This window comes from Pseudoflavonifractor phocaeensis (assembly GCF_021531815.1).
In the GTDB taxonomy this organism is placed as follows: Bacteria; Bacillota; Clostridia; order Oscillospirales; family Oscillospiraceae; genus Lawsonibacter; species Lawsonibacter phocaeensis_A.
The window spans coordinates 61579-75181 of the sequence record NZ_JADYUM010000009.1; the positions used below are offsets into that span (position 1 = coordinate 61579).

At 62.9% G+C, this 13603-nt stretch carries 12 protein-coding genes; 6 read left to right on the forward strand and 6 right to left on the reverse strand.

All coding sequences use genetic code 11. From position 1 onward, the window contains the following. Together I6E42_RS07435 and I6E42_RS07440 are read left to right on the forward strand one after the other, a co-directional pair. Window positions 1–1179 carry an efflux RND transporter periplasmic adaptor subunit gene (locus tag I6E42_RS07435; RefSeq protein WP_235371286.1) on the forward strand — a complete coding sequence of 393 codons (1179 nt, stop codon included), beginning with the start codon at window positions 1–3 and terminating at the stop codon, window positions 1177–1179. A gap of 5 nt (window positions 1180–1184) precedes the next feature. Next, window positions 1185–4298: an efflux RND transporter permease subunit gene (locus I6E42_RS07440; protein WP_235371287.1), complete on the forward strand. Its 3114-nt coding sequence runs from the start codon at window positions 1185–1187 to the stop codon at window positions 4296–4298. 87 nt (window positions 4299–4385) lie between these two features. On the opposite strand, the gene I6E42_RS07445 is transcribed toward I6E42_RS07440, so the two are convergent. From I6E42_RS07445 to I6E42_RS07465, 5 genes are all read right to left on the reverse strand, one after another. Continuing rightward, complete coding sequence (locus I6E42_RS07445) at window positions 4386–6113, reverse strand: phospho-sugar mutase (protein WP_235371288.1); 1728 nt, start codon at window positions 6111–6113, stop codon at window positions 4386–4388. Window positions 6114–6233: 120 nt separating this feature from the next. Then, a complete protein-coding gene (locus I6E42_RS07450; RefSeq protein WP_235371289.1) occupies window positions 6234–7145 on the reverse strand; it encodes an RluA family pseudouridine synthase in 912 nt (303 codons plus the stop codon). Beyond that, window positions 7124–7585 (reverse strand): hypothetical protein, encoded by a 462-nt coding sequence (locus I6E42_RS07455; protein WP_235371290.1) that lies wholly within the window; start codon window positions 7583–7585, stop codon window positions 7124–7126. Before I6E42_RS07455 ends, I6E42_RS07450 begins: the two co-directional genes overlap by 22 nt. Window positions 7586–7599: 14 nt before the next feature. Continuing rightward, on the reverse strand, window positions 7600–8022 hold the full coding sequence (locus tag I6E42_RS07460; protein ID WP_235371291.1) for a hypothetical protein: 423 nt from the start codon (window positions 8020–8022) through the stop codon (window positions 7600–7602). Beyond that, complete coding sequence (locus I6E42_RS07465; protein WP_235371292.1) at window positions 8019–8222, reverse strand: helix-turn-helix transcriptional regulator; 204 nt, start codon at window positions 8220–8222, stop codon at window positions 8019–8021. Before I6E42_RS07465 ends, I6E42_RS07460 begins: the two co-directional genes overlap by 4 nt. 239 nt (window positions 8223–8461) lie before the next feature. On the opposite strand from I6E42_RS07465, the gene hemW reads away from it, so the two are divergent. From hemW to rlmH, 4 genes are all read left to right on the forward strand, one after another. Then, window positions 8462–9712: a radical SAM family heme chaperone HemW gene (gene hemW / locus I6E42_RS07470; protein ID WP_235371293.1), complete on the forward strand. Its 1251-nt coding sequence runs from the start codon at window positions 8462–8464 to the stop codon at window positions 9710–9712. Window positions 9713–9976: 264 nt separating this feature from the next. Continuing rightward, window positions 9977–11272, forward strand: a complete 1296-nt coding sequence (locus I6E42_RS07475) for a UDP-N-acetylglucosamine 1-carboxyvinyltransferase (RefSeq protein WP_235371294.1) — start codon at window positions 9977–9979, stop codon at window positions 11270–11272. Window positions 11273–11358: 86 nt separating this feature from the next. Then, a complete protein-coding gene (locus I6E42_RS07480) occupies window positions 11359–12192 on the forward strand; it encodes an MBL fold metallo-hydrolase (RefSeq protein WP_235371295.1) in 834 nt (277 codons plus the stop codon). Next, window positions 12186–12668, forward strand: a complete 483-nt coding sequence (gene rlmH / locus I6E42_RS07485) for a 23S rRNA (pseudouridine(1915)-N(3))-methyltransferase RlmH (protein WP_235371296.1) — start codon at window positions 12186–12188, stop codon at window positions 12666–12668. The genes I6E42_RS07480 and rlmH overlap by 7 nt, the downstream gene beginning before the upstream one ends. Before the next feature lie 32 nt (window positions 12669–12700). Here rlmH and I6E42_RS07490 read toward each other — a convergent pair whose 3' ends face one another. Continuing rightward, window positions 12701–13579 carry a radical SAM protein gene (locus I6E42_RS07490; RefSeq protein ID WP_235371297.1) on the reverse strand — a complete coding sequence of 293 codons (879 nt, stop codon included), beginning with the start codon at window positions 13577–13579 and terminating at the stop codon, window positions 12701–12703. Window positions 13580–13603: the final 24 nt, after the last annotated feature.

Genomic DNA, 13603 nt, shown 5'->3' on the forward strand with positions numbered 1-13603 from the left:
ATGCAGAAACGTGTTTTATCTCTCGCCCTGGCGGCGGTCCTGGTGCTGTCCCTCACTGCCTGCGGTTCCAAGAACACGGACGGTTCCAGTTCCGGCAGTCAGGAGGCTTCCGTCGGCGTGGCTGTCCAGGCGGCTGAAGTGACCCTGAACGACATCTCCACGGAGAACAAGGTATCCGGCAAAGTGGTGGCCGACAGCGAGCACACCATCATGGTGGGCGTCAGCGCCAAGTGCACCGCCGTCTATGTGGAGGCGGGCGACCTGGTCCAGGCCGGGGAGAAGATCTGCACCCTGGATCTGGCCAGCACCCTGGCCAGCTACAACGCCGCCAATATCACCTACGCCTCCGCGGTCCAGAGCTATCAGGACCAGACGGCCATTTTTGACGAGCAGATCCGGCTGGCCCAGAATAATGTGGACAACCTGAAGGCTCTGTTTGAGATCGGCGCCGCCTCCCAGCTGGAGATCGACCAGGCGCAGCTGTCCCTCCAGCAGGCCATCGCGGGACGCGCCTCCACCCTGGCCCAGCTGGAGGCCGGGATGCAGAGCTATAAGTCCAACGTGGAGCAGCTGACCACCGTCCTCCAGGATGTGGACGCCGCGGGCAACGTCATCGCCCCGGCCAGCGGCACCCTGGTCTCCCTCAGCGCGGTGGAGAACGGCTATGTCTCCCCCTCCATGCCCGTGGCCGTCATTGACGGCGCCGAGCAGATGAAGGTCCAGGTCTCCGTGTCCGAGGCCCTGGTGCCTAAGCTGTCCATCGGGGACCAGGTGGACGTGGCCGTGAGCGCGGCGGGCCAGAACTTCACCGGCATCATCCGCTCCGTGGAGCAGGCGGCCAACGTCCAGACCAAGCTGTACACCGTCACCATTACCGTGCCCGCGGACACCAGCGGCCTGCTGTCCGGTATGTTCGCCGACGTGACCTTCCATACCGATACCTCCGCCAATACCGTGGTGGTCCCCACCGAGGCCATCCTCACCAACGGCAATGTCCAGTATGTCTTTGTGGTGGAGAACGGCGACACCGCCCGGTATGTGGAAGTGACCACCGGCCTGACCGGCAACGGCGTTACGGAGGTCACCTCCGGGCTGGCCGCCGGTGAGCAGCTGGTCACTGTGGGCCAGAGCTACCTGAGCGACGGCGACGCTGTGCGTGTGGTCTCCGGGGAGGATTAAGCCCCATGAATATTGCAAAGACGTGTATCAAACATAAAGTAGCCACCCTGCTGGCCACCATCATGGTCATCATTTTTGGCGTCATGTTTGGCACCCAGCTCCAGATGGCTCTGATGCCCAACATGGAGATGCCCATGGCAGTGGTCATGACCACCTATGTGGGCGCCAACCCCAGCGACATTGAGGAACTGGTCACCGATCCCCTGGAGGCGGCCATCATGTCTGTCTCTGGCGTGGACGAGATCCAGTCCAGCTCCTCGGAAAATGTGAGCGTCATCATGATCACTTATGTGGAGGATACCGACACCGACATCGCGGCCACCAAGCTGCGGGAGAAGTTTGACATGGTGTCCCTCCCTGATGACGCCTCCGACCCCATCATCGTCAACATGAACATGAGCGAGATGATGCCCACCGCCATGATCACCCTCACCGGCGAGGACCTGGCCCAGCTGGAAAATGTGGCGGAGGACATTGTGGCGCCCGCGCTGGAGCGCATCGACGGCGTGGCCCAGGTCTCGGTCAACGGCGGCCTGGAGCAGCAGATCGCCGTGGAGATCGACGCCAGCCGGGCCGCGGGCTACGGCCTGTCCAATTCCTATATCGCCCAGTTCCTGGCGGGGCAGAACCTGCTGTATCCCGGCGGTGACCTGCAAAACGGCAATAAGAAGCTGACGGTCTCCACCGACGCCAAGTTCCAGTCGGTGGATGACGTGGCCAATATGCTGATCACCCTGCCCACCGGCGGCACCGTGCGGTTGTCCGAGGTGGCCAACGTCGCCATGGAGCAGAAGGACCCGGAGGCTATCGCCAAGTCGGACGGCATCTCCTGCGTCATGCTCCAGGTGTCCAAACAGTCCGGCGCCAACGAGATGGAAGTGGCCACCCAGGTGGAAAAACGCCTGAAAGAGCTGAAGGAAGACAACCCCGGCATCAACTACTCCGTTCCCTACAGCGCCCGGGAATACATCAGCCTGTCGGTGAATAACGCCATGCAGAACATCATCCAGGGCGTGATTCTGGCTGCCATCGTGGTGTTTCTGTTCCTGCGCCGGGGCAGCGCCACCCTGACCATCTGTATTTCCATGCCGGTCTGTATCCTGGCGGTCTTCGTCATGATGAACGTGTTTGATCTGACGCTGAACATGATGTCCCTGGGCGGTATCGCCATGGGCGTGGGCATGATCGTGGATAACTCCATCGTGGTCTTGGAGAATATCAACCGTTTCGCCGCCGAGGGCCATGACCGGATGAGCGCCTGCGTGGACGGCACCAAAGAGGTCACCTCCTCGGTCATCGCATCCACTCTGACCACTTTGGCCGTGTTCGTTCCCCTGGGCCTGACCGAAGGGCTGGCGGGTATGATGTTCAAGGACTTCTGCCTGACCATCGCCTCTCTGATCGCCGCCTCCCTTATCATCTCCCTGACCCTGGTGCCCCTGCTGTGCTACTTCACGCTGGATGAGGAGAAGGTACGCAGACGGCAGATGAAGCGGGAGGCTAAGAAAGCCGCCCGCAAGCCCGGCACCTTGGCCGCCCGGGCCGGCGCCCTGGGTACGAAGCTGAAAAACGGCTATCTGACCCTGCTGGGATTCTTTATCCGCCATCTGAAGATCGGTATGCTGGCATCCCTGGCCCTGGTGGTTGTCTTCGGATTGACCCTGGCCAATACCAAAATGGTACTGATCCCCGATATGGACCAGGGCAGCGTCTCCATCTCCATCAGTATGCCCACCGGCTCTGAACTGGAGGAGTCCGCCGCCATTGCCGACCGGGTGGCCGCCATTGTGGAGCGGGAGGTCCCGGAGCTGGATGAGATGTACTACATCGTCACCAGCGGAGGCTCCTCCATGATGGGCGGCGACGTGACCATGGGCGTGATGCTGGTGGACAAGGAGGAGCGGGAACGCAGCGCCTTTGAAATTGAAGACGCCTTGCGGGAAGCCGTTCAGGACATCGCCGGCTGTGAGATCACGGTGAGCGCCTCCAGCTCCATGTCCATGGGCAGCGGCAATGACATCAACCTGGAGATCACCGGCGACGATTACGATACTCTGGAACTGATCGCCAACGACCTGACCGCCCAGATCGCCAAGTTGCCCGACGCGGTGGATGTAGACAACTCCCTGTCGGAAAAGGTCCCCCAGGTGAAGGTCTATCTGAACCGTGAGGCCGCCGCCCAGTACGGCCTGACTGCCGCCTCCGTGGGCGCCGCCGTCCGTGCCGAACTCACCGGCACTGAGGCTACCACCGTCACCATCAACAACCAGGACTACGCCGTCATGGTCAAGGGCGACGGCAGCGCCTCCGCCAGCTTGGACGCATTGAAGTCCATGCCCATCACCTCGGGCTACGGAGGCACCGTGCCCCTGTCCGCCGTGGCGGACGTGGTGGTGGAGCAGGCGCCCCAGAGCATCTCCCGGTACAACCAGAACCGCCAGGTGACGGTGACCGGCAGCACCGTCAGCGGCGATACCGCCGCCATGACCCAGCAGATCAACGCCATTCTGGAGAATTATCCCCTGCCCGAGGGATACACCGTCGAGACCGCCGGTTCCTATGAGGACATGATGGAGAGCTTCGCCGACCTGGGCCTCGCCCTGGCGGTGGCCCTGCTGTTGGTGTATTTCGTGCTGGCCGTCCAGTTTGAGTCCTTTGCCATGCCCGTCATCGTCATGCTGATCCTGCCCGTGGCCTTTACCGGAGCCCTGTTCGCCCTGCCCCTCACCGGACGGGACATGTCCATGATCTCCCTTGTAGCCATCATCATGCTGGCCGGTACCGTGGTCAACTCCTCCATCATCCTGGTGGAGTACATCAAGGTCCGCAGGGCCATGGGCGAGAGCCGGGAGGAGGCCATCCTCCACGCCTGCCCCCTCCGTGTCCGGCCCATTATGATGACCACCCTGACCACCGTCCTGGCCATGATGCCCATGGCCCTGGGTATCGGCGGCACCAACGAGATGATGTCCGACATGGGCATCACCATGATCTCCGGCATGATCATCTCCACCCTGGTCACCCTTGTGTTCACCCCGGTGTTCTATTCCGTCATCGACAACATCAGCCATATGTTCTCCCGGAAGAAGAACAAGGCCCAGGTTCCCGCCGGGGCCTGAGCTGTGCCGGCCGAAGAAAAGGCATCAAAAAGGTCCCCCGCCATCGGCGGGGGACCTTTTGTCAGTTTTGGCTGGAGAAACGGATGCTCAGCCCTTCAGGGTCTCGGACCAGGCGGCGTACTTGGCGACCTTTTCGTCGCAGGCCTCCTTGGTTTCGCCGTTGGTGAGGATATAGACCTTGACCTTGGGCTCAGTGCCGGAGGGACGGACGATGAGGCTGGTGCCGTCGGCCATCTCATAGCGCAGCACGTTGGAGCCGGACAGCTCCATGGTGGTCCGGGCTCCGGTGGCCACGTCCACCACGCTGCCGTCCTTGTAGTCCTTCTGCTCCTTGACGGCCACGCCGGCGATCTCCACCGGGGGCTTCTCCCGCAGGTCGGCCATAAGCTGGGCCATCTTCTTCAGGCCGTCCAGACCGGGCATGACCAGGTTCAGGGTCTTCTCGGCGTAGAAGCCGTACTTCTGATATAGGTTCTGGAGGGCGTCATAGAGGGTCATACCCTGGTCATAGTACCAGGCGGCCATCTCGGTGAGAATGAGGGAGGCGGTGACGGCGTCCTTGTCCCGGACGAAGCTGCCCAGCATGTAGCCGTAGGACTCCTCAAAGGCCATCAGGACGGTGCCCTCGCCAGCCTCCTCCAGCTGGTCCTTCTTCTGGGCCAGGAACTTGAAACCGGTAAAGGTGTCGTAGCACTTCAGGCCGTTGACCTCGGCCACCTTCCGGGCCATCTCGGTGCTGACCAGGGACTTCAAAATCACGCCGTTTTCGGGCAGCTTGCCGGCCCGCTTCCAGGCGCCGATGATGTAGTCGGCCATGAGCACGCCGGTCTGGTTGCCGGAGATGACCTTGAACTCGCCGTTTCCGGTGTTGACCATGATGCCCACCCGATCGGCGTCGGGGTCGGAGCCGAGAATAAAGTCGGCGCCCTCCCGCTTGGCGATGTCAACGGCCAGATAGAAGCCCTCGGGGTTCTCCGGGTTGGGGGAGACCACGGTGGGGAAGTTGCCGTCGATGACCATCTGCTCGGGGACGCAGATGACGTGCTTCATGCCAAGGCGCTTCAGGGCCTCGGGGATCAGCTTGTAGCCGGTGCCGTGGAAGGGGGTGTAGACCATCTTGAACTTGTCGGCCACCTTCTCCACCACGGCCTGGTCGTTGACCTGGGCCATGACGTTGGCCAGGAACTTTTCGTCGGTCTCCTCGCCCATGAGGACGATCTTGCCGGCGGCCACAGCCTGGTCATAATCCATGGTCTTGATGCTGGTGAAGACGTCCAGCTCCTTCATCTTCTTGGCCACCTCGTCGGCATGCTTGGGGGGCAGCTGGGCGCCGTCCTCCCAGTACACCTTGTAGCCGTTGTACTCCTTGGGGTTGTGGCTGGCGGTGACATTGATGCCGGCGATGCAGCCGTACTCCCGGACCGCGAAGGACAGCTCGGGGGTGGGGCGCAGAGACTCAAACAGGCGGACGGGGATGCCGTTGCCCGCCATGACGCAGGCGGCTTCCCGGGCAAAAATATCAGAGTTGTTGCGGCAGTCGTAGCAGACGGCCACGCCCCGGGCGGCGGCCAGGGGACCCTCGGCCAGGACCACCTCGGCGAAGGCCTGGGTGGCGTGGCGGATGACGTGGACGTTCATCCGGTACAGGCCCACGCCCATGGTGCCCCGCAGGCCGGCGGTGCCGAAAGAGAGCTGGTCAAAGAACCGGGACTCGATCTCCTTGTCGTCATTTTTGATGGCCTCCAGCTCGGCCTTCTCCTCGGCGGACAGGGCGGGGCTGGCAAGCCAGGCTTTATAAGTGTCAAGATAGGACATTGGAATCGACCTCCTAATGTGAATAAATAAAGGAATAAAGGATACTGTCTGCATTATACCATGATATGGGGCAAAGTTCCAGACGAAATTTAGAGAAAATGCACAGAGGGTCCTGCGAAGTCAGGGGACGCAGAGCCGTTCCATGTCCTGGGGCATGGGGACCCGGAAGGTGAGCGCCTCCCCGGTGACCGGATGGAGGAGGTTCAGCTCCGCCGAGTGGAGGGCGGGGCGGGCGATCAGCTCTGGAGCCTCGGCGCCGTAGAGAAAATCCCCGGTGAGGGGGTGACCCAGATAGGCCATGTGGACCCGGATCTGGTGGGTGCGGCCGGTGCCCAGCTCCAGGCGGAGAAGGGCACGGTTCCCGTATATTCCCAGCGTCTCATAGTGGGTCCGGGCCTCCTTGCCGTCGGGGCGGACCATTTGCTCCACCAGGGAGCCGGGGCGCGGTCCCAGGGGTGCGTCTACCACCCCGGCGGCGGGGGAGGGGACCCCCTCGCACACCGCCAGGTAGACCCGGCGGAAGCCGGGGGTATGGAGCTGGCTTTTCAGCACCTCCTGGGCGTGGGGATGCTTGGCCACCGCCAACAGCCCGGAGGTCCCCCGGTCCAGCCGGTGGACAGGGTGAAAATCCGCCTCAATGCCCTGTGAATCGTAATAATGCAGCAAAAAATTACCGATCGTATCGGAAAAGTGCCCCGGACCGGGGTGGACGGGGATGCCGGGGGCCTTATTCAGGACGATGATGTCCCCGTCCTCGTACACGATGTCCAGGGGACCGGGAGCTGGGACGATGCCGCTGCGCCGCTCCGGGTCGGACAGGCGGACGGACAGCACCTGGCCCGGGCAGGGGACGAACCGGGTGTTCACCCGCCGGCCGTCCACCAGGATGCCGTCCTCCAGCCACTTGATCCGCCGCACCACCGTCCCGGACAGCCCCAGGTGCTTTTTCAGCAGGGTGTCCACCTTGATCCCCGCCAGCTCCGGACCGATGGGCAGGTCCAGCCGGCGGCTCACAGCTTTTTGGACAGCCACAGGTTGGCTGTCACGAAGGACAGGGTATAGACGGCCAGCACACCGATCAGGGCGTAGTAGGCGTGGAGGCTGAGGGGCAGCAGCACGAACAGGGCCAGGGCGGCGGCGTAGAAGGTGAAGAGCCCGGCGAATTGGATGGCTCCGCTGAGAATCTTCCGCTCCCGCTCGTCGGTCTCCTTGATGCGGGCCTGGCGCTTGGCCTCCGGGTGGGCCATGAGGTAGAGAGTGCGGACCAGGAAGAACACCGCGGCCACGGTGATGCCGCTGGCGGCCCCCAGGTAGAACCCCTGGGCGTAGTCGCCCAAATTGCTCTGGGGCACCAGGAGAAAGTAGCAGGCGAAGCCCACCAGCCCGATGACCAGCAAGGCGCCGAAGCAGAGGCAGCGCAGCTTCAAAGTCTTGTCGTAGTCTTTGGAAAAGGTCACTTTTTTCATCAGCATGGGAATGTACCCCCTCACATTTTCTTCGTCCAGCGGCATATGTTCATCAAATAGAATAGGCAGTGAAGCACAATGACTATGCTGGACAGGGCGATGTATCGTGTCTGGTGCAGAAGCAGACACAGAACAAACAGGCCCCACAGCAGTCCCAGTGTCCAGTACCAGCTGCTCATGGCGGCTTTTTCCCGGATGGCGATATTCCGCTCGTCGTGCTCGCCCCGGGCCAGTTCTTTTCGCTGTTCCGGGGTGCGTTTCCGGTCGGCCAGCTCGAGGAGGATGGCGGTGACGCTGATCCCGCCCAGCGCGCCCCCCAGGCCGGTGATCAGACTGTTCAACTGCCCGGGAATGTGGTTGCCCAGCGCCAGGGCGGCGGTGATAACGGACACAGAACTGACGAGCCCCAGAACAGCCAGAGTCAGACGGGATTTTGGTTTCATGTGGTTTCCTCCTCAAATAAAAAAACTTCTTCAATGGTCAGCCCGAAATACTGGGCGATCTTATGGGCCAGCAGCAGCGAGGCGTTGTACCGTCCACTCTCCAGGGAGATGATGGTCTGCCGGGTGACCTCCACCGCGTCGGCCAGCTCCGCCTGGGAGACACGCCGGGCCTTGCGCAGTTCCGCAATCCGATTGGTCACCGTATCACGTCCTTTCCGTGGAATAAAGTAAAGTCAGCTTTACAAGAAATGGTATAGCACACTTTACATTTTGTGTCAAGTAAACTTTACAATTTTTCAAAACAGTTTTGCGGGGTTCTGGATAGGGCCTGATGCCAGCGCCGGGCCGTTATGGGACGTCCGCGGCAAAATTCCTGTCTCCCTCTTTGCAAGGGGCGGTTTTTCCGATATAATACCCTCAAAGAAAAGGAGCGCTGCCCATGTTCGGACACAAGAAAGACAAACAGTCCCAGGCCTCCGGGCGGGAGACCCTGGGCATTTATATCCACATCCCCTTCTGCCGCAGCAAGTGCGACTACTGCGATTTCTACTCCCTGGCGGGGCGGGAGGACCGGATGGACGCCTACCAGAAGGCCCTGCTCTCCCACATCGGGGAGACGGCCCCTCTGGCCCAGGGGTTCCCGGTGGACACCATCTACTTCGGCGGGGGAACCCCCAGCTTTTACGGGGACAAGCGGCTGCGGGAGCTGCTGGCCGCCATTCAGAAGCTGTTTCAAGTGGAGAAAAACGCGGAGATCACCCTGGAGGCCAATCCGGACAGCGTGGATCTGAAGTCCCTGCGCCGCCTGCGGAAGGCGGGCTTTAACCGCCTGTCCCTGGGGATGCAGTCGGCCTGCCCCGGGGAATTGTCCGCCATCCACCGCCCCCACACCGTCAAGCAGGTGGACGAGGCGGTGGCGGCCGCCAAAAAGGCCCGGTTCAAGAACCTGTCCCTGGACCTGATCTACGGCCTCCCCGGCCAGACCATGGACAGCTGGAAGGCCACGGTGGAGCACGCCCTGTCCCTCATCCCCCAGCACCTGTCCTGCTACGGCCTGAAGGTGGAGGAGGGCACCCCACTGGCCGCCCGGGTGGCGGCGGGAGAGGTTCTGCCCGATGACGATATGCAGGCCGACCTGTACCTGTGGACGGTGGGACGGCTCCAGCGGGCGGGCCTGCCCCAGTATGAGATCTCCAATTTCGCCAAGCCCGGGTTCGAGTCCCGGCACAACCTGCGCTACTGGCTGACCAAGCCCTATATCGGCTTCGGACCCGGGGCCCACTCTGACTTCGGCGGCCGGCGGTATTCCTTTACCCGGGACCTGGACGGCTATATTGACGGCGTCCTCCGGGGCGGGAGCATCATCGACAGCGAGGAGCTGATCCCCCAGCGGGAGCGGGGCGGCGAGTATCTGATGCTCCGGCTGCGCACCGCCCGGGGCATCGAGGAGTGGGAATACCGGGGAAACTATTTTATGGATTTTGCCCCGCTGGAGCGGCGGCTGGAGGAGTTCCAGACCCAAGGCTGGGCCAGAAAAACGGAGGAAGGCCGCTGGCGGCTGACGCCCAGGGGCTTTCTGGTGTCCAACCAGCTCATCGGGGACCTGCTGGAGCGGCAGGAGCAGGCCAACCTGGCCGACCTGCTGCCCAGGGCCCGGGAGCAATATGGAAGACGGAAAAATATGGAATAAAAACTGGAAGAATACGCCAAAATTCAACCAAAAAATTCTTCTAAATGGACAGCCGGAGGATAAATTATCCTCCGGCTGTCCATCAAATCGACGATTTGACGGCTCCCGCGCAAAATTCGTTGCCACGGGGGTATAATGGTGATATAATATATAAGCCTTACCATGCCCAGAACACTTTGGGCGTCTGGAAGACAACATAAACAGGCTATTTTCAGCCGTTTCCATATAGATGCCGCCTGCTGCGGCTCAAAGAAGGTGCAAGATTTGACCAAGTATCAGATCCGCGGAGGCAAGACCCTCCATGGAACCATCGAGATCAGCGGAGCCAAGAATGCCGCTGTCGCCATTATCCCCGCCGCCTTGATGGTGGACGGGGTCTGCCGCATTGAAAATGTTCCCCAGATCAGCGACGTCACCCTGATCCTTCAAATTCTGCGGGAGCTGGGGGCCGACGTGAGAACGGTGAACCGGACCACGGTGGATGTGGACTGCTCCCACATCCGGAACCGCCAGGTCCCCTATGATTTGGGCCGTAAGATCCGGGCCAGCTACTATTTGGTGGGCGCCCTGCTGGGCCGGTTCGGCTGGGCCGAGGTGCCCCTGCCCGGGGGCTGCGACCTGGGCGGCCGTCCCATCGACCAGCACATTAAGGGCTTTGTGGCCATGGGGGCCGAGGTGGAGGTCCGCAACGGCCTGATCTACGCCCAGGTGCCCCAGGGGGGGCGGCTCACCGGGAACAGCGTCTATCTGGACATCGTGTCCGTGGGAGCCACCATGAACATCATGCTGGCCGCCGCCCTGGCCGACGGCATGACCGTCATTGAGAACGCCGCTAAGGAACCCCATATCGTGGACCTGGCCAACTTCCTCAACTCCATGGGGGCCAATATCATGGGCGCCGGCACCGACGTCATCAAGATCCGGGGGGTGGAGCGCCTGCGGGGCGGCACCTACTCCATCATCCCCGACCAGATCGAGGCGGGCACCTACATGGCCGCCGTGGCCGCCGCCGGCGGCGAGGTCCTGATCAAAAACGTCATCCCCAAGCATTTGGACTGCATCACCGCCAAGCTGGTGGAGATGGGGGTGGACGTGGAGGAGCAGGACGACGCTGTCCTGGTCCGCCGGAGCGGGCCTCTCAGCCGCACCAACATCAAGACCATGCCCTACCCCGGCTTCCCCACCGACATGCAGTCCCAGATCGGCGCCGTGCTCTGCCTGGCCCGGGGGACCAGCGTCATCACCGAGGGTGTCTGGGACAACCGCTACCGCTATGTGGACGAGCTGCGCCGCATGGGCGCCCACATCCAGGTGGACGGCAAAGTAGCTGTCATCGAAGGAGTGGACAAGCTCACCGGAGCCCCCGTCCACGCCTGCGACCTGCGGGCGGGCGCCGCCATGGTCATCGCCGGTCTGGCCGCCCAGGGCGTCACCGAGATCGACGCCATCCACCATATCGAGCGGGGCTATGAGACGCTGGTGGAAAAGCTGTCCGCCGTGGGCGCCGACATCAAGGTGGTCAACGTCCCGGAGGAGGACAGTCAGGCCCAGGTGGGCTGAGACAGGAAGAAATATCGGGGCCTGAGCGCGGCTTGTGATCACGCTCAGGCCTTTTTGAATGGCTGCGACGGAGTGGATGCTTTTTGTTGACCTTTACCACCCTGGCCAGCGGGTCCAGCGGCAACGCCGCCCTGGTGTCCTGCGGCCGGACCCATATTCTGCTGGACGCGGGGATCTCCGCCCGGCGCATCACCACCGGGCTGCGGAGCCTGGGGGTGGCCCCGGAGGAGCTGTCCGCCGTGCTGGTGACCCATGAGCACCACGACCATATCAACGGCCTGGCGGTGCTGACCAAAAAGCTGCGGGTCCCCATCGTCTCCTCCGCTCCCACCTGCCGTCAGATCTGTTACAAAGTGCCCTTTGTAGACGACCTGGTCCGGGCCCAGGAGCCGGGGACCGGGGTCCGGTTGGGGGAGCTGTGGGTGGAGTCCTTTTCCACGCCCCATGATGCCGCAGGCAGCGTGGGTTACTCCATCACCGGAGATGGCTGCCGGCTGGTGCTGTGCACCGACCTTGGATACATCACCCCCGAGGTGAAGCAGGCGGTCCGGGGCTGTGACCTGCTGGTGTGCGAGGCCAACCACGACGAGGATTGGGTCCGGTCCGGGCCCTACCCCTACTCCTTAAAACAGCGCATCCTGGGGGACCGGGGCCACCTGTCCAACGAGGCGGGGGCCGAGCTGGCTGCCCTGGGGGTGGAGTCGGGCGCCCGTACCGTGGTGCTGGCCCACCTGTCCGCCCAGAACAACACCCCCGCCCGGGCCCGGCAGGTGGCTGTCCGCCGCCTGGCCGCCCTGGGCTGCGACCCGGAGCGGGATTTGTCCCTGACGGTGGCGCCCCGAAGCGAGTTGGGTCCCACCTTTGCCCTGGAGCGTGGGGCGGGCGTTAAGGCTTTCCGGAGGGAGGCGGCGTTATGCTGAGCGTACATCTCATCTGCGTGGGGAAGCTGAAGGAGAAGTTTTACCTGGACGCCTGCGCGGAGTATATGAAGCGGCTGTCCCCCTACTGCAAGCTGACCTTGACGGAGCTGCCCGAAGTGAAGCTGCCCCAGAACCCCTCCCTGGGGGAGATCACCGCCGCCCTGGACAAGGAGGGGGACGCCATCCGGGCCAAGATCCCGCCCAACTCCAGCGTGGTGGCCCTGTGCGTGGAGGGAAAGCTCCGGTCCAGCGAGGAACTGGCCGCTCTGGTCCGCACCTGGGAGCACAACGCCGCCAAGCACCTGGTCTTTGTCATCGGGGGCAGCTACGGCCTCCACCCCTCCATCAAGGCGGAGGCCTGGGTCCAGCTGTCCATGTCCCCCATGACCTTCCCCCACCACCTGGCCCGGGTCATGGTGCTGGAGCAGATCTACCGGGCCTTCAAGATCAATGAGGGGTCCTCCTATCATAAATAAGGAAACGGGACTGCCATGGGCAGTCCCGTTTTTTAAACTCCGGTCAGGTCGAAGGGGGGCGTATATTCCTCTTTGGCGCTGGTCCGTTCCTGGGTGAATCCGGCCAGTCCCAGGTTTTCCATGTACTCCTGGGCGGCGCGCATCTCCCCTGGGCGCAGACGGCGGTCCAGCTCCGGACAGGCGGACAGGTCCCCCCAGGGGGTGTACTGGCTCATGAGGGAGAACAGCACCGTCCCCGGCGCAAACTCCCCGGCCACCCAGTCCATCACCGCCTTGGCCTGGTTCACCTGGCCGGGGAGGATCAGGTGGCGGATGATGACCCCCTTTTTCAGCAGGCCGTCCCCGTCAAATTGGCAGGGGCCTGTCTGGCGGACCATCTCCCGGATGGCGGCCCGGGCCGTCTCCGGGTAGTCAGCGGCGGCGGAGTACCGCCCGGCGGCCGCCGGGTCCAGATATTTCAGGTCGGGGAGGTAGACGTCCACCAGTCCCTCCAACCCCTTCAGGGTTTCCACCTTGTCATAGCCCCCGGAGTTCCACACCGCCGGGACGGGCAGGGGGTGCGCCTCCAAAAGGGCACGGACCGTGTGGGCATAGTGGGTGGGATTGACGAAGTTGATGTTGTGGGCCCCCTGGGCGGTCAGCTCGTCACAGATCTCGGCCAGACGCTCTAATGTGACCCCTTTGCCGAAATCCCGGTGGCTGATCTTTTCATTCTGGCAGAAGACGCAGCCCAAAGAGCAGCCGGAGAAGAAGATGGTCCCGGAGCCCCGGGTGCCCGAGATGGGGGGTTCCTCCCACATGTGGAGGGCGGCCCGGGCCAGCACCGGAGCCGACGGCATCCGGCACCATCCCCGGCCCTCGGTCTCCGTGCGGAGCGCCCCACAGTTCCGGGGGCAGAGGCGGCAGATCATGGCGGAGGCTCCTTTCTACATGGA